The organism is Undibacterium sp. RuRC25W, assembly GCF_049339825.1.
Classification (GTDB): domain Bacteria; phylum Pseudomonadota; class Gammaproteobacteria; order Burkholderiales; family Burkholderiaceae_D; genus Undibacterium.
Window position 1 is genome coordinate 66,746 of the sequence record NZ_JBMPPD010000015.1, and the last position, 21,273, is coordinate 88,018.

At 47.5% G+C, this 21,273-nt stretch carries 16 protein-coding genes; 7 read left to right on the plus strand and 9 right to left on the minus strand.

The window, feature by feature from the left end; all coding sequences use genetic code 11:
* Positions 1–8: 8 nt before the first annotated feature.
* The 4 genes from ACO0KV_RS09010 to ACO0KV_RS09025 all read right to left on the minus strand — a co-directional run bounded on the left by ACO0KV_RS09010 (position 9) and on the right by ACO0KV_RS09025 (position 2,756).
* A complete protein-coding gene (locus tag ACO0KV_RS09010) occupies positions 9–602 on the minus strand; it encodes a chromate transporter (RefSeq protein ID WP_423041991.1) in 594 nt (197 codons plus the stop codon).
* Positions 602–1,177 carry a chromate transporter gene (locus ACO0KV_RS09015; protein ID WP_423041993.1) on the minus strand — a complete coding sequence of 192 codons (576 nt, stop codon included), beginning with the start codon at positions 1,175–1,177 and terminating at the stop codon, positions 602–604. Before ACO0KV_RS09015 ends, ACO0KV_RS09010 begins: the two co-directional genes overlap by 1 nt.
* 110 nt (positions 1,178–1,287) lie before the next feature.
* Positions 1,288–1,755 carry a phage regulatory CII family protein gene (locus ACO0KV_RS09020; protein ID WP_423041995.1) on the minus strand — a complete coding sequence of 156 codons (468 nt, stop codon included), beginning with the start codon at positions 1,753–1,755 and terminating at the stop codon, positions 1,288–1,290.
* Between the two features lie 98 nt (positions 1,756–1,853).
* Positions 1,854–2,756 carry a methylglyoxal synthase gene (locus tag ACO0KV_RS09025; RefSeq protein WP_423042025.1) on the minus strand — a complete coding sequence of 301 codons (903 nt, stop codon included), beginning with the start codon at positions 2,754–2,756 and terminating at the stop codon, positions 1,854–1,856.
* A 155-nt stretch (positions 2,757–2,911) separates the two neighbouring features.
* Here ACO0KV_RS09025 and ACO0KV_RS09030 point away from each other — a divergent pair, with 155 nt between their 5' ends.
* Positions 2,912–3,679 carry a tetratricopeptide repeat protein gene (locus tag ACO0KV_RS09030; protein WP_423041997.1) on the plus strand — a complete coding sequence of 256 codons (768 nt, stop codon included), beginning with the start codon at positions 2,912–2,914 and terminating at the stop codon, positions 3,677–3,679.
* Between the two features lie 133 nt (positions 3,680–3,812).
* Here the strand turns inward: ACO0KV_RS09030 and metH are convergent, their stop codons facing one another.
* The 3 genes from metH to ACO0KV_RS09045 all read right to left on the minus strand — a co-directional run bounded on the left by metH (position 3,813) and on the right by ACO0KV_RS09045 (position 9,515).
* On the minus strand, positions 3,813–7,556 hold the full coding sequence (gene metH, locus ACO0KV_RS09035; RefSeq protein ID WP_423041999.1) for a methionine synthase: 3,744 nt from the start codon (positions 7,554–7,556) through the stop codon (positions 3,813–3,815).
* 319 nt (positions 7,557–7,875) lie between these two features.
* A complete protein-coding gene (locus ACO0KV_RS09040) occupies positions 7,876–8,829 on the minus strand; it encodes a TerC family protein (RefSeq protein WP_423042001.1) in 954 nt (317 codons plus the stop codon).
* The gene (locus tag ACO0KV_RS09045) at positions 8,829–9,515 is read right to left on the minus strand and encodes a Bax inhibitor-1/YccA family protein (protein WP_423042003.1); all 687 of its coding nucleotides are present in this window, start codon (positions 9,513–9,515) and stop codon (positions 8,829–8,831) included. Before ACO0KV_RS09045 ends, ACO0KV_RS09040 begins: the two co-directional genes overlap by 1 nt.
* A 181-nt stretch (positions 9,516–9,696) precedes the next feature.
* Between ACO0KV_RS09045 and nhaR the strand changes: the two genes are divergently transcribed.
* Positions 9,697–10,596: a transcriptional activator NhaR gene (gene nhaR, locus ACO0KV_RS09050; RefSeq protein WP_423042005.1), complete on the plus strand. Its 900-nt coding sequence runs from the start codon at positions 9,697–9,699 to the stop codon at positions 10,594–10,596.
* An 88-nt stretch (positions 10,597–10,684) separates the two neighbouring features.
* Here the strand turns inward: nhaR and fmt are convergent, their stop codons facing one another.
* Together fmt and def are read right to left on the minus strand one after the other, a co-directional pair.
* Positions 10,685–11,662: a methionyl-tRNA formyltransferase gene (gene fmt / locus ACO0KV_RS09055; protein ID WP_423042007.1), complete on the minus strand. Its 978-nt coding sequence runs from the start codon at positions 11,660–11,662 to the stop codon at positions 10,685–10,687.
* Entirely contained in the window at positions 11,659–12,186 is a 528-nt protein-coding gene (gene def / locus ACO0KV_RS09060; protein ID WP_423042009.1) for a peptide deformylase, read from the minus strand. The genes fmt and def overlap by 4 nt, the downstream gene beginning before the upstream one ends.
* Before the next feature lie 159 nt (positions 12,187–12,345).
* Here def and ACO0KV_RS09065 point away from each other — a divergent pair, with 159 nt between their 5' ends.
* From ACO0KV_RS09065 to ACO0KV_RS09085, 5 genes are all read left to right on the plus strand, one after another.
* Positions 12,346–13,473 (plus strand): LysM peptidoglycan-binding domain-containing protein, encoded by a 1,128-nt coding sequence (locus ACO0KV_RS09065; protein ID WP_423042011.1) that lies wholly within the window; start codon positions 12,346–12,348, stop codon positions 13,471–13,473.
* A gap of 29 nt (positions 13,474–13,502) precedes the next feature.
* Positions 13,503–14,612, plus strand: coding sequence for a DNA-processing protein DprA (dprA, locus tag ACO0KV_RS09070; RefSeq protein WP_423042013.1), 1,110 nt, complete (start codon positions 13,503–13,505; stop codon positions 14,610–14,612).
* A 242-nt stretch (positions 14,613–14,854) separates the two neighbouring features.
* A complete protein-coding gene (locus tag ACO0KV_RS09075) occupies positions 14,855–15,319 on the plus strand; it encodes a DUF494 family protein (RefSeq protein ID WP_423042015.1) in 465 nt (154 codons plus the stop codon).
* A gap of 169 nt (positions 15,320–15,488) precedes the next feature.
* Entirely contained in the window at positions 15,489–18,086 is a 2,598-nt protein-coding gene (locus ACO0KV_RS09080; protein ID WP_423042017.1) for a DNA topoisomerase III, read from the plus strand.
* Between the two features lie 110 nt (positions 18,087–18,196).
* Positions 18,197–20,773 carry a DUF1631 family protein gene (locus tag ACO0KV_RS09085; RefSeq protein ID WP_423042019.1) on the plus strand — a complete coding sequence of 859 codons (2,577 nt, stop codon included), beginning with the start codon at positions 18,197–18,199 and terminating at the stop codon, positions 20,771–20,773.
* Positions 20,774–21,273: the final 500 nt, after the last annotated feature.

The following is a 21,273-nucleotide window of genomic DNA, read 5'->3' on the forward strand; positions in this document are numbered from 1 at the left end:
CAAATCAATTACACCAGCCCGAACCAGCCCAGTATTGCGCCCAATGCCAATAGCCACAGCAAGTGCAGGCGTGTGCGCCAGACCACCAGAGCACAGAAAGCTGACAGCATCCAGATGGGCCAGTCTTTTGTCGGTACGTCATGTGAGCTACTCATAATCCAGCCCGTGGAGAGGAGCAGACCGACTACGATCGGTGCCATGCCCAGTTTAAAACTACGAACGATGCGTAACTCGCGGTTGGCGTGACCCCAGCGTGCGGCCAAGAATGTGAGTGTTGCGCTCGGTAGTAAAATACCGCTCATGGTAACCAATACACCCAATAGACCGATCCACATACTGCCAGCATTGAGGCCAACATTCCATCCCATTAAGGCAATAAATAAAACGTTAGGCCCTGGTGCTGCCTGAGCAATCGCAATCGATGAATTAAATTGCGTATCGTTAAGCCAATGTTGTTGACCCACCAGATAGCGATGCATATCGGGTAACGTTGAAACAGCTCCGCCGATGGAGAGCAATGACAACATTAAAAAATGCAACCATAGATGTAACCAGTCAGACCATTGCATGTGTATTGATAACAGGTGGGCAGGAACCGGCATTATTTCTCCAGCTTATTAAAAACCAGACGCCAGGACAACGCACCTAAACCGAGCAACACATACAGCAAGGGGATACGAAACAATCCTATACAAACAAAACAGACGACACTCAATATCAATGCTAACGCACGGCTCAGGGGATGATTGTTGAGCGCGGGAATCAGTTTCAGACCCGAGGCAAAGATCATTCCTGACGTGACTGCACTCATCCCACGCAATGCACCAGCGACGCCGGGATGGTCTGCAAACTGTGAATATGTCAGCGCGAGCAGTAAAACGATCATGAGTGGAACGGTAATCATACCCGCTAACGCAGTTAAGGCACCTGGCAGGCCAAAATAACGATTGCCCACCATCATCGATAGGTTCATCACATTAGGACCCGGCATAATTTGCGCCACCGCCCAGTCTTCGACAAATTCTTCAGGCGTCAGCCAGCGTTTTTTTTCGACCAGCTCCCGTTGGACGATTGCCAGCACACCGCCAAAACCCTGTAACGCTAACAGGGTAAAAGAAATAAACAAATCTGCTAGGGATTGCGGTCGTGGATGAGGTGGGAGTGATTCGTCTGACATGGTGCGGAAAGCGTCAACAAAGGAATTGATTGTAAAGCATGCCTGCAATCTGCGCTGCGTCGTTTTTCATCTTTTTATGTGTCGATCAATTTCATCATGTACATGAAGACTTAATTTTGCGATTGTCGGTGCGCTCGGATTCGTGCCCGCCATTCTCCCAATACAGTGAGTGCTGCTTGAAACTCGCGTTCAATCAGATCTGCTTCTGTATCGGTAATGACGCCGTCTATCAAGGCGGTTGACACCGCCTCTGCAACGTCGCCCACTTGACTCATGACGCGGCACACCGAGCGCGACAAGTCGTCGTCTTTAATTTGTCCAGGTTCAGGAATCACAAACGCCGCCAGCCCGTGTCGTCCGAGTAAGGCGTGCAGTGGCAGGTGCGCCTCTGCGACGCCAGCTGCATCGCAACATTCAACGATTTGCGAGAGTTCTTCAAATGACGGGTAATGTGTTTCGATTCCCGGTGCCAATTTGTTTCGTAGTACGTTGACAGAGATATCTAATTTGGCAGCAAGTGCTTCAATGCCACCGGGGTAGGCTCGCGCGACTTTGTATAAAGCATCATGCTGGTTCATGTCTAAATATCTTCGCGTCATTATTGATTCTCCCCAGATAAACGTAAAGCACTCTTCTCGAGTTTCATTGCGATTTTTGTATAAAACAAATCGTTCATTTAATGAGCATTCACACGTTGCTGCAAGCAAGTTAACCAATGATCTGCGCCATCCACTTCGCTGATGACCTGAGAAAAATCGGTGACGGTGCGCGCCGCTCTTTCTAATAGTTGAATATCGGCTTCGTGTTGCCGGGCAACATGCGGATCTTCCAAAAAAAGAATTCGACGGATGTCGCGGTCTAACACCAATTCAGCCAATTGCGCATCGCCTCCCAGTGGTCCTGATAAATAGGGTTTCACCCAATTTTTTCCGGCTTCTTCGCCTTTCATTTTTTGTGCAAGCTGATTCAGTAACCCACCCGTTGTACCCGTCGCGTAACGGTGGGCGAACTGGTCTAGTAGCGAAAAATGTTTTTCAGCAAGTAACAACATTTTTTGTTTCATCGCGTCGTGGGCTATGAGCGCGATACTTTCATGCTGCAAGTGAAAGCTTGGATTAAGACTGATATCGCATGGCGCTCCCTGAGAATGCGCCTCCAACTCCAGCCATTCGCGGGCGCTGGCCAACGTGGCAAGGAAAGGCTTTTTATGAATCACACATTGCCGTTTTAACGCCACCGCTTCCGGAAAAATGGAAGATGGATCGACAGGATCAATCAAGTAAATGACCGCATCCACAGCGCGTGCAGGATCACTGTCGACGACACGTGACACCAGCTTCATTAAGCCGCCGTCACGCCCATAGGGAAAGCGTTCTATTTGCGTACAGATGTCCATGAGACCATGACTTACCATGGCGTCTAATGTTCGGCCAACCACCACAAATTCTGGTTCCAGAAAAGAAATCGCTTGTTGGGCACCACGAATTAATTTAACTAACGCTGAACCTTGTGCATCCTGATGCGAGCGATTTGCAATTAAACCGATACGGTATTTTTTTTGGGTAATGTGATTCAAAATTAAGCCCTTCCCTTTAAATTTTTAATAGTGTACCTTGCGACTTAGAGATTAGTCAGTTTCTTCATAACAATTCGTTACCTTATTCGACACGAAAGAAACATGATTTTGGATGTGACCAGCGTAGTATCAAATCAAGTCCAAAAAAGCGAAAGAGAATGATGAAAAAGTTCCTCCATCTTTTTTTTGCACTAGCGATTATGGCTTCATGTGCCAGCGCCGTTGGTGATGATGATTTTGATGAAGACGAAATGCAAGTGCAGCACTGGGCCTTGTTAGGAGACGTCGAGGCACAGAATACCCTAGCATTAGCTTATCTGAATGGTGACTTTGGTTATCAGAGTCTGGAGGAGGCTCGACTATGGCTGACACGCGCAGCAGAACAAGGCCATCCAGGTGCGCAGACTAATCTAGGTTTGTTATATCTGACGGCTGAAGGTGAGGACAGAGATGAAGCGTATGCGCTGACATTGTTGAATAAGGCTGCAAAACAGAACTTTTCGTCGGCCCAATTGATCCTCGGTTCATTATGTGAACTTGGTCAGATCGTTCCACAGGATTTTAAGAAAGCAGCTGCTTGGTATCAGAATGCTGCGCTACAGAAAAATCCGGCAGCGCAATATCACCTCGCGATGCTGTATAGCAATGGAAATGGTTTGCCTAAAGACGAAAAAATGGCGGTTGCTTTGTTGAAGCAGGCTGCTGCAAAAGGGCTGTCTTCTGCCCAATTTCAATTAGGGCGCCACTATCTGTATGGCATGGGTATAGAGAAAGATGTAGTTGCTGGATACCACTACTTATTACAGGCGAGTTTCGCTATTGGCAGCAAGTCCATGGATAGCCGTGATTTAGTTAGTTCCGGCTTAAATCAAGAACAAATCGCGCAGGTTCAGGAAGAAACGCGTAATTGGCAACCTAAATTGTGAGTGTCTTATAAAACTCCCGCCATTATTTTTTTACTGGCATCACTGGCGCAAATAAAAGACGGTAGTCAATGCTGATAGCCGCTACCGTCACATCATCATGGTGCTGTGTACACGTCTTCTCTCTTGACGGTATTTATAAGTTTGGTGCTAACCATCGCTCGATTTCTTCTTTCGCAACGCCGCGGCGTTTTGCCATGTCATTGACTTGATCGTCGCCGATTTTGCCGACACTAAAATATTTTGAGTCCGGATGTGCAAAGTAAAAGCCAGATACTGCCGCACCAGGAATCATCGCCCATGATTCGGTGATATGCATGTCGATCTCGTCACACTGCATTTGCCGGAACATCACCGTTTTTACTGTATGTTCAGGGCACGCCGGATAACCGGGTGCTGGACGGATACCCACATATTTTTCCTGAATCAGATCTGCATTGCTGAGTGATTCGTTCGTCGCATAGCCCCACAAATCGGTACGTATACGTTCATGCAGGTATTCAGCAAATGCTTCTGCCAGGCGGTCTGCCAGCGATTTGAGCATGATACTGCTGTAGTCGTCGTGTGCTGCTTCAAACCGTTGTTCATACTTTTCGATACCCAAGCCAGCGGTAACGGCAAACATACCGATGTAATCTGTGACACCACTGTCTTTCGGTGCGATAAAGTCCGATAAGCATTGGTTGGGGCGGGCAACGCCATCGATGACCGGTTTTTCAGTTTGCTGACGTGTGCCGTAATAAGTGAACGCAACTTCAGTGCGTTTATCATCCGTATAAATTTCAATGTCATCGTCATTGACGGTGTTGGCCGGCAACAAAGACACCACGCCATTGGCTGTGAGCCAGCGACCTTCAATGATCTTCTTCAACATTGCTTGGCCTTCAGCGAAGACCTTGCTGGCCGCTTCACCGACTACTTCATCGGTGAGGATTGCTGGATACGGGCCTGCTAAATCCCAGGTTTGGAAGAATGGACCCCAATCGATATAGTTTGCCAGTGTCGCTAGGTCGACATTTTTGAATACACGACGTCCGATAAATTTCGGTTTGACCGGCGTATTGGCACCGTCAAAGCGGAGTTTCATTTTATTGGCGCGAGCTTGTGCCAACGTGACCATCGGAGTCGCTTTTTTGTTGGCATGCTGAACGCGGATGCGTTCATAATCCGTACCCAGATCAGCAATATACTGATCACGGCTTTCTGGCGTCAGTAAAGACTGCGCCACAGAAACCGAACGGGATGCATCCGGAACATAGACGACCGGACCTTCGTAGTTCGGCGCGATCTTTACCGCGGTATGTGCACGACTGGTCGTTGCGCCACCAATCATTAATGGAATCTTCATCATCCGGAAATGCGGATCACGTTGCATTTCTTTCGCAACATAAGCCATTTCTTCTAGGGACGGCGTAATCAGCCCAGATAGGCCGATGATGTCAGCATTTTCTGCTTTTGCTTTGGCCAGAATTTCTGAACAAGGCACCATCACGCCCATGTTGACCACTTCAAAGTTATTACATTGCAGTACGACCGTGACGATGTTTTTACCGATGTCGTGGACGTCGCCTTTGACCGTAGCAATGACGATCTTTCCTTTGGGTTTATTGTCACCGCTACGTTTCTTTTCTTCTTCGATAAACGGCACCAGGTGCGCAACAGCTTGCTTCATTACGCGTGCGGATTTGACCACCTGCGGCAGGAACATTTTGCCCTGACCAAACAAATCACCGACGATGTTCATGCCAGCCATCAACGGTCCTTCAATGACTTGAATTGGGCGACCGCCGTTGTTCATGATCTCTTGCCGTGCTTCTTCGGTATCTTCAACGATCCATTGGGTGATGCCATGTACCATTGCATGTGCCAGTCGTTTGCCAACAGGCTCGCTACGCCATTCCAGTGTGGCCTCTTCTTTTTTGCCACCCGCTTTTAGGGTTGCGGCAAACTCAATCATGCGTTCGGTGGCGTCTTCACGGCGATTGAGAACGACGTCTTCCACGCGTTCACGTAATTCCGGTGCGAGCTCGCTATAGACACCCACCATGCCAGCGTTGACGATGCCCATGGTCATGCCGGCTTGAATCGCGTGATACAAGAAGACCGTATGAATTGCCTCACGGGCTGGGTCATTGCCGCGGAAAGAGAAACTCACATTAGACACACCACCGCTGATCTTTGCACCAGGTAAATTCTGGTGAATCCAGCGCGTTGCTTCGATAAAATCGACGGCATAATTGTTATGTTCTTCAATCCCCGTGGCAACTGCGAAAATATTTGGATCAAAAATAATATCTTGCGGATCAAAATTGAGACTATCGACCAATAAGCGATAGGCGCGTTCGCAGATTTCTATTTTGCGTTGGTAGGTATCTGCTTGCCCTTTTTCATCAAACGCCATGACGATGACAGCTGCACCGTAACGTTTGCACAAGTTGGCCTGACGCAGGAATTCTGCTTCGCCTTCTTTCATTGAAATCGAGTTAACGATGGCTTTACCTTGAACACATTTCAGACCAGCTTCAATGACTGACCATTTTGATGAGTCGATCATCAATGGCACTCGGGCGATATCAGGTTCCGAGGCAATGAGGTTCAGAAAGCGCGTCATCGCTGCCTGAGAATCGAGCATCGCTTCATCCATATTGATATCGATGACCTGCGCGCCATTTTCTACTTGCTGGCGGGCGACGGCTAAGGCTTCATCATATTGTTCGTTCAGAATTAGACGGGCAAACGCTTTCGAGCCTGTGACATTGGTACGCTCGCCAACGTTGACGAACAAGGAGTGTGCGTCAACAGTAAATGGTTCTAGACCTGATAAACGCATTGCGGGTTCGATACTTGGAACAACGCGCGGCGCTTGCGTTTGTAAGATGTCTGCAATCGCTTTGATGTGCGGTGGTGTCGTTCCACAGCAACCACCGGCGATGTTGACGAAACCTGCTTCTGCGAATTCTTTCAACAAGGCCGAGGTGTCCTCTGGCAACTCATCAAAGCCCGTATCGCTCATCGGATTGGGCAAACCAGCATTGGGGTAAATACACACAAAGGTGTCGGCAATTTTGGATAACTCTTCTGCGTAAGGGCGCATCAACGCAGCGCCCAGTGCGCAGTTTAAGCCTATCGTTAGTGGCTTGGCGTGGCGGACAGAGTTCCAGAACGCAGGAACGGTTTGACCCGACAGAATACGCCCTGAGGCATCCGTCACGGTGCCGGAGATCATGATCGGCAGTGTCTTGCCCATTTCTTCGAAATACTGGTCGATCGCAAACAAAGCGGCTTTACAGTTGAGCGTATCGAAAATCGTCTCCACCAGTAAGACATCGGCGCCGCCTTCTACCAGACCACGTGTTTGCTCCAGATACGCAGCAACGAGTTGATCAAAGGTGACGTTACGGGCGGCTGGATCATTCACATCCGGAGAAATCGATGCCGTTTTTGGTGTCGGTCCTAAGGCCCCAGCCACAAAGCGTGGTTTGTCGGCGCTGGAATATTTATCACATGCGGCGCGGGCAATTTTGGCTGCCTGAACGTTCATCTCATAGGCGAGATGCGCCATGTGGTAGTCGTCCTGAGCGACGGTTGTGGCGCCAAATGTATTGGTTTCAATCAGGTCTGCGCCGGCTGCGAGGTATTGTTCGTGAATCTCTTGAATGATATGCGGCTGCGTTAAGGTCAATAACTCGTTATTGCCTTTGACGAACAGTTCTTTGCCTGGCACAGAAAAATCTTGAAATCGTTCGCCGCGATAATCTTCTTCAGTCAGCTTGTAGCGTTGAATCATGGTACCCATCGCACCATCGAGGATCATGATGCGTTGTGGCAAAATTTCACGCAAACGGGTTTCGGTGGCGGAGACTGGCAGGGATAGGTTCATGATGTTCACTCGCAAAAAGCAAAAAACCCGATCGGCTTGTGCATGCAGGCGGATCGGGCGACGTCCTTTTAGCAGCACTTATTACGCGCCCGCAATCTGAATCTCAAATCGGCGCTGGAAAGACAAATTATACGTCAGATCAATGGCTTGGACGCAATATGAGGTTTTTTTAAGACTTTTTGCTTATACATTGTGGTTAGATCGATATATGTTTCGTGCGTAAGTGCCAATGACGGCCAAGACGGCAGCAGGATAAAAAAAGGGCCTGTTTTCAAGAAACAGACCCAATGGGAAACAAGTAGAGTACAGCGTAATGAAATTACGATTTACGCGTACTGATCAAGCTGGCAACAATCGAAGTACCCAGAAGGACGCCGATAATGATCAATGAAATATCGGTTGGAACATGCATCCAATCAACAATTAACATTTTAATACCAACAAACATTAATACAAACGCTAGCCCGAATTTCAGCAAATGGAAGCGATCTGCCATATCCGCTAACAAGAAGTACAAAGCACGCAGACCCATAATGGCAAAAATATTTGATGTAAAGACAATAAACGGATCCGTGGTCACCGCAAAAATAGCTGGAATCGAATCTACTGCGAAGATCACATCTGATACTTCAATTAAGATCAACACTAACAACAACGGGGTAAAGAATCGTTTCCCGTCTCGAATGATGCTGAATTTTTCAGCATGAAATTCGTTCGTGAACGGTAATAATTTCTTCGCTAATTTCAGTACCGGGTTGTTATCAACGTTTGCTTCGTGATCCGACGAACGCAACATCCTCGCTCCGGTGATCAGCAAAAACACCCCAAACAGATACATCACCCAGGCAAATTGTGTGACCACCCAGCTACCTGCCAGAATCATCACAATACGCATAAAGATGGCACCAACAACACCGTACAGTAATACTTTGCGTTGGTATTGAATCGGGACAGAAAAGTGGCCGAAGATCAGCAAAAAGACAAAGACGTTATCCACTGACAGCGATTTCTCAATCACATAACCAGTCAGGAACTCCATCGCTTTTGCTGACGCGATTTCCGCACCTATTGTTTGCTTGAGGTAGACCCAGAGTCCGGCATCAAAACCCAATGCCAGACTAATCCAGATCACAGACCAGACCGCCGCCTCCTTGATGCTGACTTTGTGTGCACGCGAACCACCCAGTGCAAATACATCAATGGCAAGCATCGCGAACACAAAGGCAATAAATACTGCCCACATCCAGGGTTGAGCAACGGAATGCAACATCATTAGTCTTTCTCAACAAAGCCCAGCAACTGTAACAAGCTGATGAACAGATTAAAAATCGTCACGTACAAGTTGACTGTTGCCATGATGTAGTTCGTTTCGCCACCATTGATGATGTTACTGGTTTCGAACAAAATCATGCCTGACATCAACAACACCATGACTGCCGAGATTGTTAATGATAAGGCTGGAATCTGGAAGAAAATGGCACCCAAGCTCGCTACCAGCACCACAATCATGCCAGCCATCAGAAAACCACCCATGAAACTAAAATCACGTTTGCTGATTAGTACGTAAGCAGATAGGCCCAAGAAAATCAGACCAGTCATACCCATGGCTGTCATCACAATAGCCGTACCGCCTGGCATGTGCAGATAGTGGCTCAGAATAGGGCCTAAGCTATAACCCATAAATCCAGTCAACGCAAAGACAGACAAAATACCCCAAGCACTGTTACGCAGCTTGGTCGTCGCGAACAGCAAACCAAAATAGCCAATCAGCGTTAGGATAGAACCTGGACCAGGAATTGCGTAAGCAATGGTTAATCCCGCAGTCAACGCTGAAAATAATAACGTCATCGAAAGCAACATGTAGGTGTTGCGCAGTACGTTTAGACTATCGCTCGCGGTAGCGTCGATGTAGTCAACAGTTTGCACGTTACGTGCATCGTTACGACCAGTGATTCTCATACTTTTCTCCTGAAATAATGAAGACATTGCTGTCTGGCTGAATGTCTTTACCCTTTTTTAAAGAGTAAGACTAGTGTAGTAGCAAATGAATAGTAATAAAAGTCGAATATAATTGATAAATACTTCGTAAAAACCGAACAATTACAAATGCGCACAAGCTTAATAGTGAGGTGAGTGAACGGTGTCCAATCTAAATTATAAGCATTTGCACTATTTTTGGGCTGTTGCCAAGGCGGGTAGTATTGCGCGCGCCAGTGAACAACTGCATCTTACCCCGCAAACCATCAGTGGACAGTTAAGTTTGTTTGAGCAGAACCAAGGCGAGGCCTTGTTTCGTAAAAGCGGACGAAACCTCGAGCTGACGGAAGCAGGCCGTCTAGTACTCAGCTATGCCGAAGATATTTTTGCCTTAGGACAAGAGTTGGAAGAAGTCTTGCATCATCGTCCGACCGAGCGAACGCTGCAATTGCGGGTGGGTGTCTCGGATGCATTACCTAAAATTGTCGCTTATAAATTGCTGGAACCTGCTTTGCAATTACCTCAAACTCTGCGGATTAATTGTCGTGAAGGAAAATTCGATATCTTGTTGGCTGATCTGGCTGCGCATAAGCTCGATGTGGTGATTTCAGATAGTCCCATGCCGGCGACAACCAAAGTCCGTGCCTATAATCACCTATTGGGTGAGTCCGGTGTCAGTTTCTTTGCGACCGAGGCTTTACGTCAGCAATTTCCGGCCACATTCCCAGCATGTCTTGAGGCCGCCCCTTTTTTACTACCTGGTGAAGACGCCGCAATGCGTTCGCGTTTGTTGCAATGGATGGATCAACAAGGATTACGTCCGCGGATTGCTGGAGAATTTGATGACAGTGCACTGATGTGTGCTTTTGGTCAGGCTGGCGCGGGTATGTTCGCTGCCCCCACTGTGATCAGCGAGACGGTCATGAAGCAATATGATGTGAGTCTGATTGGCCGCACAGAGGAGATCTGCGAACAGTTTTACGCGATTTCTGTTCAGCGCAAACTGACGCATCCGGCCGTCTTAGCGATTAGTCACGCAGCACAGGGGGCGCTTTTCGCCTGAAAACGACGGCATAAGCGACAATCAAAACGCCGATTAGTAAGCCTGAATGCAGAACAACAGCAGTCATTGTTCTGTTGTATCGCATATTTTATTTCAGGATGAATGTCGTACCCACAGCGAGTGGGAATCCTTGCAAAAATTCAGCAGCAGGCAGGCGCTTACCGCCAGGTTTTTGTAACTCCGCGAGTTGTAGGCAACCTTCGGCACACGCAATAATAATGCCATCGTGGGCAGAAGCTTTGAGTACCTCTCCTGGCTTTGTCGTCGCATGCTTGTCGGCGTTTTTGTCTGCAATTGCATGGGCAGCAAAGACTTTAATCGTCTTATCGCCATACTGGGCATGAGTGCCTGGAAACGGATTAAATGCGCGGATTTTTCGGGCCAGTACTTCCGCTGATTGGCTAAAATCGAGAGCAGCTTCTTCTTTGCTTATTTTAGCTGCGTAAGTGACTCCATCCTCAGGCTGTATCGTGGCCGATAGCGGACCTTCTTCCAGCAAACGCAGGGTTTCCACGATCATTTCACCACCCATTGCTGCTAGGGAGTCGTGCAAACTGCCCGTGGTGTCGGTGCCTTTGATACTGATACGACGGGATAGCAACATTGGCCCTGTATCAAGTCCCTCTTCCATTTGCATGATGGTGATGCCTGTTTCTGCATCACCTACTTCAATGGCTCTGTGGATAGGAGCGGCACCACGCCAGCGGGGCAACAAGGAGCCGTGAATATTCAGGCAACCCCTTGGAGGAATCTTTAATACAGACAAAGGTAGAATCAGGCCATACGCCGCAACGATCATCACATCATGAGGTGTACGTTGTAACAGCGCATGTGCTTCTGCTGCGACATCCGGATATTTACCGTTTAAACGCAGAGATACTGGCTGGGCAACCGGCATATCGTGGGCGAGCGCATATTGTTTGACTGCCGATGCTTGTAATTGCATACCTCGCCCCGCCGGACGGTCCGGCTGCGTCAGCACCAGAACAATCTCGTGTCCGGCCTGATGCAGTGCGGCAAGCGCTGTGGCAGCAAATTCCGGCGTGCCGGCAAAAATGACTTTCATCGACGATTTGCCTCTTTACGGGCGATGTCGCGTTCTTCTTTGATCATTTTCGTTTTGATACGATTACGCTTCAGTGGTGACAGATAGTCGACAAACACTTTGCCCAGCAAATGATCCATCTCATGCTGGATACAAACCGCCAGCAAGCCATCGGCGTGAATTTCAAATGACTGGCCATTGGCGTCGAGTGCTTTTACTTTGACTTCGGCAGGACGCTCTACACCATCGTAGACACCCGGTACTGACAGGCAACCCTCGTCATAGACTTTCTTCTCTTCACTGGCCCAGACAATCTCCGGGTTAATAAAGACCTGTAGCTGGTCGCAGGCTTCTGATGTATCAATAACAACGAGTTGTTCGTGAACATCGACTTGCGAGGCGGCAAGGCCGACGCCGGGAGCGTCATACATCGTTTCCGCCATGTCGGCGATGAGTTTCTGTAAACGATCATCAAATACAGTCACCGGTTTTGCCTTTTTGTGAAGGCGCGGATCGGGATACCGCAAAATATTTAGTATGGACATAAGACTTTTCACAACAAGCCAAAGAGGCAATTGCGTAGTTTTTCTTGCTAGTTCAAGGATTTATGGGCAGAATTTGATTCAATTTGGCAAGTTTTGCAAGCGTTTGCCTGCATACCTGCCAGTTTGCTGTTTTGCAGCATTTTGCATCGGATAATGTACATGAAAAAGTTTAGCACAATCGCCGCCTTCTTCGCCGCTGGTCTTTCATTTACGCATGGAGTTTCGTTTGCATCTCCAGCGGATGCGAGCATTGCGCAGGCGCAAGCTATCGCAAATAGTAGCAAATGTGCATTTTTACCCGATGCCCCTGATAAGCATCTCGTGGTCAGAGGTGATACGCTCTGGGGTATTGCTGCACAATTTTTACAGAATCCTTGGTGTTGGCCGGAGGTCTGGGGCATGAATAAAGAAGATATTCATAACCCACACTGGATTTACCCTGGTCAGATTATCTATTTTGATCGCGTTAATCAACGCTTGCGTCTTGCCAATGTTGCCGGAAATGGTAACGGTGATGGCTCAGCAGGAGGTATTCCTCTCGTCAAGTGGACACCGCATTCACGCGTTGAGGGTATAGGCGCAGACGCGATTACATCCATCCCAGCATCAATTATTGAGCCATTCTTATCCCAACCGTTGGTGATAGAGCGCAATGCACTCGACCGGACGCCACGTATCATCGCGGCGAGCGAGGGGCGTGTCAACACGGGGCAAGGTGAAAAATCCTATGTCCGCGGTGATCTCAATGGCGGCACTTCGTTCCAGGTATTCCGTCCCGGTGTCGCCTTAAAAGATCCTGATACGGGACTTGTGATTGGTTACGAAGCGGCTTTTGTTGGCACGATGAAACTCGAACGTGAAGCGGGCGAGGAGGGAGACGTCCATACCTTCATCGTTGTGAAATCCAAAGAAGAGATGTCGATCGGAGATCGTTTGATCCCATTGCCACCGACCCCGATTATCAACTACGTACCTCACCCACCAAGCAAAGATATCAGAGCTCGCATCGTGAGTATTTACGGTGGTGTGAACGCTGCCGGTCAAAATCAGATCGTTGCGATTAATCGCGGCCGTGATAACGGCGTTGACCTTGGAACCGTATTGTCATTGGAGCGCCATGGCGCAACAATCCGAGACCTTACAGATGAAAAGCGTCTCGTGAAATTGCCTGATGAACTGTACGGTAACGTCTTCATTTTCCGCGTATTTGACACGATTTCTTATGGTCTGATTATGCAGGTGAGGGATATTGTCAAGGTGGGCGACGTTGCTCGTTCTCCGCATTAATTGACAGACTCAGATATGGGGGACTAAGTTTGTTTCCGGATTTTTTCCCTTGGTTGCGGTTGGAGCAAACACCAGGAGTCGGTGCAGCGACCGCAAGAAACTTATTGAAGGCTTTTGGCTTACCTGAGCGTATATTCGCCGCAAGTTATGAGCAATTAACTGCGGTTGTTACCCCTAGAATTGCCAAGGCACTGCTGCAGCCACCACCAGAGGCCTTACTCGTCTTAACCCAAAAGACGCAGGAATGGTGTCAGCAAGCGAATAACCACATCATTACTCTGGCGGACGGGAATTACCCGCGGTCATTACTAGAAATTCCAGATCCACCAAACCTGTTATATGTAAAGGGACGACTTGAACTTCTCGATGCTCCTTGTATCGGTGTTGTCGGTAGCCGAAATGCTACAGTACAAGGCATACGTCATGCCGGCCAATTTTCAGAAGCATTAAGTCATGCAGGCCTGTCGATCAGTTCGGGGTTGGCTGCAGGCATTGATGCGGCTGCCCATGAAGGGGCTTTGCGGGGCGTTGGTGGTACGATTGCGGTAATTGGCACAGGAATCGACATTGTCTATCCTGCTAAAAACAGAAAGCTTGCACATGCTATTGTTGATAACGGTTGTGTTGTCAGTGAATACTCACTCGGAACGCCCTCGGTAGCGGCAAACTTCCCGCGCCGTAATCGTATTATTTCTGGTCTTGCTTTGGGCGTTCTCGTTATTGAAGCGGCTGCTCAATCCGGTTCCTTGATTACGGCAAGGATGGCCACAGAGCAAGGACGCGAAGTGTTTGCGATTCCTGGTTCGATTCACTCCCCATTGGCCAAAGGCTGTCATCAATTGATTAAACAGGGTGCCAAGTTGGTTGAGTCAGCGCAAGATATTTTGGAAGAATTGCAATTTTCACCCATCTCGCCAGTCGCTTCTCAATCACTACCGTTAATCGCAGAAGGTGCTCCGCACGATGTATCGTCAATGCATCCCTTGTTAGCGGCAATGACGTACGATCCATTGCCGCTTGATTTGCTGGCGCAGCACAGTGGATTGGACATTGTGTCTTTGACGACGCAATTACTTAGTCTGGAATTAGCTGGTCAAATTGAGTCTTTGCCGGGAGGGTTAGTTCGTCGTTTAGCATAAACCGACAATGACGCGAGGCTCTTCCGATGTAGAAACCTTCAGCGAACTGATTTTTTTGACATCGGCTTACTCGCCATTTACTAACTTGCCTTTAAGAAAGAATGTTTTGACATGTCTTTCTATCTACTTTCGAAGTGAACGTGTTTCATCTCACTGCCCGATATCGATGAAAATCAAAAATCTATCCTGTAATCTGTATTTAGGGACTTGTCCGAAACAGCTGCACGAGATAGAGTAGTGCCATGTTTGATATCCTTGTTTACCTCTACGAAACTTATTACCGGCCAGATGCTTGCCCGGATACTGCAGCCTTGGTTAAAAAATTGTCCGCTGTTGGCTTTCCCGAAGACGAAATTTCAGAAGCGCTGGACTGGCTAACTGGTTTAGCGATGACCACCGACGAAACCCAACCAGCGCCAAAGAGCTCAAGCGGTTTTCGGGTCTATGCTCCAATTGAAATTTCTGCCTTAGGAACCCAGGCAATCGGGTTTATCCAGTTTTTAGAATCGGCCGGTTTATTGTCTTCGTTGCAACGAGAGATCGTGATTGAACGGGCCTTGGCTGTCAACGAGTCACCACTACCATTGGATAAATTGCGGATTATTGTCCTGATGATGCTGTGGAGCCAAGGGACTGAGCCAGATATGTTGATGTTTGATGAATTATTGTTGTCAGATGACGACAATGCCACGCGCCTTTTGCATTAATCATTTCAATATTCGTAAATTTCTGACAAAAATCGCATATTGATGGTGATTTTTAGACCATCACGCTTATCATTTCCCGCTAATTTAGGTTAGTCTTACGCTTATTTAGGAAAAGTGTTGTGAATTCGACATTTTTTCCTCGCACCGAACACCATTCGAGAATCACGAAATGACAAAAACGCTCATCATTGCCGAAAAACCATCAGTCGCAGCCGACATCGCGAAAGCTTTGGGAGGTTTCACCAAGCATGATGATTATTTCGAATCTGAAGAGTATGTGTTGTCATCAGCAGTTGGTCATTTGCTGGAGATTACCGTACCGGAAGAGTTCGACGTCAAGCGTGGTAAGTGGAGTTTTACTCATTTGCCAATGATTCCACCGTATTTTGCATTAAACCCAATCGCAAAAACCGAAACACGACTAAAAGTGTTGACGAAGTTGATTAAACGCAAAGATGTCTCGGCACTGATCAACGCATGTGACGCGGGCCGCGAGGGTGAGCTTATTTTTCGTTTGATTGCACAGCACGCAAAAGCAAAGCAATCGGTCAGACGTTTGTGGCTGCAATCGATGACGCCTGGCGCGATCCGTGATGGTTTCCAGAAGTTGCGTACTGATGAAGACATGATGCCATTAGCTGACGCAGCGCGTTGTCGCTCAGAGGCCGACTGGTTGATTGGTATTAATGGCACCCGTGCCATGACTGCATTTAACTCCAAAGAAGGTGGGTTCTATTTGACCACCGTTGGTCGTGTTCAGACCCCAACATTATCTATCGTTGCCGAACGCGAAGAAAAAATTAAAAAGTTTGTCTCACGTGATTTCTGGGAAGTCCGTGCCGAATTCGTTTGCGCCGCTGGTATTTATGAAGGCCGGTGGATGGATCAACAGTTCAAAAAAGACGAACACGATCCTGAGAAGAAAGCCGAACGTTTGTGGAGCAAACTGGCGGCAGATACGATCGTTGCGGCTTGCCGTGGACGCCAGGGTAATGTGACTGAAGAGTCCAAACCTGCCACTCAAATGGCACCAGGCTTGTTTGATTTGACCAGTTTACAACGCGAAGCCAATGCTAAATTTGGTTTTTCAGCCAAAAATACTCTTGGTCTCGCACAAGCTTTGTACGAAAAACATAAAGTATTGACTTATCCGCGTACTGACTCCCGTCATTTGCCGGAAGATTATCTGGAAACAGTTAAACAGACGCTGGGTACGATCTCTGAGAATAATAATTACTATCAGTTTGCGACACAGATCTTAAAAAATAACTGGGCCAAACCAAACAAACGTATCTTTGATAATAGCAAGATCAGCGATCACTTTGCGATCATCCCAACGGGTCAGGCACCAAAAAATCTGTCCGAACCTGAGCAAAAATTGTATGACCTTGTGACGCGTCGATTTATGGCAGTGTTTTTCCCTGCAGCAGAATTTCAGGTGACAACCCGCATTACCGAAGTGACTGGGCATCACTTTAAAACCGAAGGCAAGGTCATGACCAATGCTGGCTGGTTAGCGATTTACGGTAAAGAAGCCTTAGAAGAAAAAGACACCGAGGGCAAAGGTACCTTGGTTGCTGTTGCTAAGGGTGAAAAAGTCTTAGCCGATCATGTAACAGCACATGGCCTGGTCACAAAGCCGCCTGCGCGTTATAGCGAAGCGACATTGCTCTCAGCGATGGAAGGTGCTGGAAAACTTGTTGATGATGGTGACCTGCGTGACGCCATGGCGGGCAAAGGCTTGGGAACACCTGCAACACGTGCAGCCATCATTGAAGGTTTGCTGACTGAAAAGTATCTGTTGCGTGAAGGCCGTGAGTTGATCCCAACTGCTAAAGCATCGCAATTGATGACTTTGTTGCGTGGTCTTGGTGTCGACGAGTTGACATCGCCAGAGTTGACTGGTGAGTGGGAATACAAACTCTCGCAAATGGAAAAAGGTAAAATCAGCCGCGAAGAATTTATGCGCGAAATTGCTCAGATGACGCAAATTATCGTCAAACGTGCGAAAGAATACGATAACGATACCATCCCAGGTGACTATGCAACGCTGCATACACCTTGTCCACATTGCGGTGGCGTCGTCAAAGAAAACTACCGTCGATTTGCGTGCACCAAATGCGAATTTTCGATGAGCAAAACTCCAGGCAGTCGTCAATTTGAAGTCGCCGAGGTGGAAGAGCTATTGTCCAAACGTGAAATTGGCCCTCTACAAGGTTTCCGTTCAAAAATGGGCCGCCCATTTGCTGCAGTCCTGAAAATTGTGCCGGACACCGAGCATCACAATCTCAAGCTGGAGTTTGATTTTGGTCAGAGTCAGGATGATGGCGAAGAAGGTGAAGGCGTCGATTTCAGCGCGCAAACTTCGTTAGGACCATGTCCGAAATGCGGTAGTGGCGTATATGAAATGCCACTGAATTATGTTTGTGAAAAATCAATGGCGAAACCAAAATCGTGTGATTTCCGAAGCGGCAGGATCATTTTGCAGCAAGAGATTCTGCCGGAGCAAATGGTGAAATTACTGGTGGACGGTAAAACGGATTTATTACCCGGTTTTGTGTCGCAGCGAACTCGTCGCCCGTTCAAAGCCTTCCTCGTCAGAGGTAAAGATGGCAAAGTCAGCTTTGAATTTGAGGAACGCAAAGCCAAAGCACCTGCCGCTGCAAAAGCCGGCGCGAAGCCCAAAGTGGCTGAGTCCGAGGAAGCGGTAGTCGCGCCGCTCGTTGCGGCTAAAAAAGTCACTACCCGCAAAAAGAAGGCAGCTTGACAGCATTCGTTGCATTATGAGTGGTAGTTATTTAAACTTTCCACTCATTTTTGCAGAATATGGAGGGGATTTTGTATATTGTATGAAGTAATTTATGCAATAGGATCTGTATGCAGCCAAAGGAATTACTCAAAAGTGCACGCACAGAGTTTCTTAATAGTTTTCAAAGCGCGATTCAGTTCATTGTCTCGCCCGCGATAGAAGCTCTGTTTGTTAAGGCAAATGCATCCCAATCGCCATTAGAAAAGGCGGAGATTTTTCATGCGCGTGTCATTCTGCAAGAGCATCGTCAGGAATTAACTCGACAACTGATCCTCAACATGATTGAGTTGTTGGACCGTAGTATTGAAACTACTTATCAGGCGTTTCGCCCAACCTCCTCTGCCTTGTCGTTGTCCTTAGATAATATCGGTCTCTTGGATTCGTCGACCTTTGAGAATTCTCTGCGTTTTAATAATATTATTCAGTTGTTTCGTGACTGTGCTGAGCAGGAGTTAGTCGATTTAAATATCCGTCTTTCTGTTTTGTTCAATGAAAACGATATCCGTGAGCGGGAAAACCCTTTTCGCCCCTATTTACTAGCACGTTGCATTTCTGCCTCTGTTGAAACGCTCAAACTGTCGCCGGAACTGACTGCGATTCTGGTGACGCAAATTGGCGAGACGATCAGTAATTATGTCAAAGCGATGTATCAACGGGCTAATGCCGAATTGGCAAAACACGGCGTCAATGTGCATTTGTCATTGAAGATTAACAAAGTGCCGCCAACCCCGCCACCACGTTCAACCTTATCGACCCTCTTCGATGATGCGCAATCGCATCACCTGGGCGTGAGTCGCCCTGAAAAGCGGATTGCTTCCGTCACTTCGCCATCGTATGCGACTGCCAGCGGTGGATTTCCGCAACTGATCACCAAACCAGCGATAAATATTCACCAGCTCTTTTTAGCCGTGCGCGGGAGAGCTGGATTTTCGAAGGCAACTGCCGACCAGATTGGTCTTGGCGATCATGAATCAGAGCCCTTGTGTTGGTTGGAAGGGGGCGCTGGTCTTGGTGATGTGCTGCGGATGGCATTTGGTGCAGAAGAAGACTTAAGCTGGGAAACCAAATCAAGGTGGCGCCCCTTGTCGCCAGCAACACTTGCTACTAATAACGTCATCAAACAGAACGTCGCTGTTAGCCGGCAACTTATACAGCGCTTACAACTGGCCCATGAATCCTCTGCGCGCCCCTCTGAAGGTGTTGGCAGACAGCAGGAGACATTCTCATTTGCTGGATTGGATTTCCCCAGTATTGTTGGTCAGATGCATAAATTATTGACTCCGCGATATAGGGACATGCTCAATGAGCAGGGCGAAGTAAAAAATCTTCTTTACCAAGAGCGTGAAGTCTTGTTGCAGTTCGCTCGCTCAAACGAGGAGCGAATGAAGATCGATGTCGTAGCGTTGGTGTTTGAATCGATTCTGTTCGACTCATTACTGTCGTTAGAGTTGCGTATCCAGATCGGGCGGGTGCAATTTCTCTTCCTGCAGTTGGCGTTGATCGAGGCTGATTTTTTGCGCTCTGTACAGCATCCCGCGAGGCTCCTACTTAATCGTATTGCCGTAGTAAGCCTTGGGGTGCAGCATATAGAATCACAAAAAATCCAGTTTGACCTAGAAATTGAACGTATCTTCAAAACCCTAGCTAAACATGATTGCAGTATTCCGGGTTTGTTTCAGCGCATTATTAATCGCTTTGATATCTTCGTTTTGCGAGAATTGCGCATTCAGGACAAAGTGATTAGGCGAACAGTCAAATCGGTTGAAGAAGCACAGATCCGTTATAGCCAGTTTGAACAAACTGCATCAACCCTGAGAGCGGCGCTGTTGCCTTTCGGCTTACCACCACAATTTTTAGCTTTTCTTGAAACAGAATGGGTCAGAGCGATTAATCTTGCAGATCGCAAAGAGCCTGAACTGGCGAGCGATCTCCGAGCTTTTGTTCCTGATGTTGTGTGGAGTATACGGCCCAAAATCAGTCGGGAAGACAAATTGCAGTTTTCTGAACTGATGCCGCCGATGATGGATAGCCTGAGGCGGGGTATGGAAATCATGGAGTTAAACCAGTTTAAACAGCATGCATTGTTTAATTGGTTGAGTGATGCACATCATAGAGCACAAAATCCACAACTTGGTACGGTCGCCGACTTCTCGTTACAAAAGGTGCGTGCGTTATTCGATGATTTTATGAGGCAACCCGCACTCGTCATCTCGGACATTGCGACTGAGGACAAATTTGAGGAAATGCGTAAGTATTTGGTTGATATCCTGCAGGAACTGGGGCTCAATGTCATGATGCTGACCAGCGATGAATTCCATTCGCAGGGCATTCAATCGGGGGCAACACGGTTGAGTCCGCCAATAAAAACGATAGATGTCGATGCAATGCGTGCACAGTTAGTCGCTGGGGCTGCAATTGAAATGAATTTAGATGATAAATTCTGGCGAGGGTGTATCCACTGGATTAATGTAGGTGCCTATAGTATGGTCCTCAGTTTCAAATCCCATGCAGCACCTGCTGTTATTTCGATCGATAACTTCTGTGCCAATCTGAGTCGAGGAACGGCCAGATTGGTCGAAAATGCCAGCTTGTTCGACAGAGCGATTGCGGTGGTACTCAAATCAGCTGATGCGTTAGATGCCTAGTTGCTCCTCAATTTCATTTAATCCATATAAATTAAATCATTTTCAAATTTCCCTTGCCTAATTGAGGTGTACTTTGCTATAGTTCGCCTCCCGCTAAAACGGGAAGTAAGAAGAAAGCAGCAGCCAGGAACTCCGGCGGTTCGGTTTGATGAAGTTGACGCGAAAGCGACAAGATCTGAATAAGATGCATCAGAAAGAACAGCAAAAGCGGTCAGGGAGTTGACAGGGTTAATAAATTGCTGCATAATCTCGCTTCTCTGCTGCAAACGAACACAACGCTTCGTTGCTAAATCAGGTAAATAAAAGCCTTGGTTTGAGCGGAAAAGAATTTAAACCATTCGGTTCTTTAACAATTAACAGTCAATAAATGTGAGCACTTGATGAAAGCGCGCCGAATAGATTTATCTGTTCGGTATGCTTAAAAAATATCAAATGCTTCACAAGAAATAAATAATAGGAAAATCATTTAGCAATAGATGATGGAACTGTCAGTATTTTGA

Bases quoted from the DNA above. Each gene is read 5' to 3' on its own strand.
- ACO0KV_RS09020 (WP_423041995.1), bottom strand. From the start codon at position 1,755: ATGAACCAGCATGATGCTTTATACAAAGTCGCGCGAGCCTACCCCGGT.
- def (WP_423042009.1), bottom strand. From the start codon at position 12,186: ATGTCCATACTAAATATTTTGCGGTATCCCGATCCGCGCCTTCACAAA.
- fmt (WP_423042007.1), bottom strand. From the start codon at position 11,662: ATGAAAGTCATTTTTGCCGGCACGCCGGAATTTGCTGCCACAGCGCTT.
- ACO0KV_RS09045 (WP_423042003.1), bottom strand. From the start codon at position 9,515: ATGAGAATCACTGGTCGTAACGATGCACGTAACGTGCAAACTGTTGAC.
- ACO0KV_RS09015 (WP_423041993.1), bottom strand. From the start codon at position 1,177: ATGTCAGACGAATCACTCCCACCTCATCCACGACCGCAATCCCTAGCA.
- ACO0KV_RS09075 (WP_423042015.1), top strand. From the start codon at position 14,855: ATGTTTGATATCCTTGTTTACCTCTACGAAACTTATTACCGGCCAGAT.
- ACO0KV_RS09080 (WP_423042017.1), top strand. From the start codon at position 15,489: ATGACAAAAACGCTCATCATTGCCGAAAAACCATCAGTCGCAGCCGAC.
- ACO0KV_RS09085 (WP_423042019.1), top strand. From the start codon at position 18,197: ATGCAGCCAAAGGAATTACTCAAAAGTGCACGCACAGAGTTTCTTAAT.
- ACO0KV_RS09010 (WP_423041991.1), bottom strand. From the start codon at position 602: ATGCCGGTTCCTGCCCACCTGTTATCAATACACATGCAATGGTCTGAC.
- ACO0KV_RS09030 (WP_423041997.1), top strand. From the start codon at position 2,912: ATGATGAAAAAGTTCCTCCATCTTTTTTTTGCACTAGCGATTATGGCT.
- ACO0KV_RS09065 (WP_423042011.1), top strand. From the start codon at position 12,346: ATGAAAAAGTTTAGCACAATCGCCGCCTTCTTCGCCGCTGGTCTTTCA.
- ACO0KV_RS09040 (WP_423042001.1), bottom strand. From the start codon at position 8,829: ATGATGTTGCATTCCGTTGCTCAACCCTGGATGTGGGCAGTATTTATT.
- metH (WP_423041999.1), bottom strand. From the start codon at position 7,556: ATGAACCTATCCCTGCCAGTCTCCGCCACCGAAACCCGTTTGCGTGAA.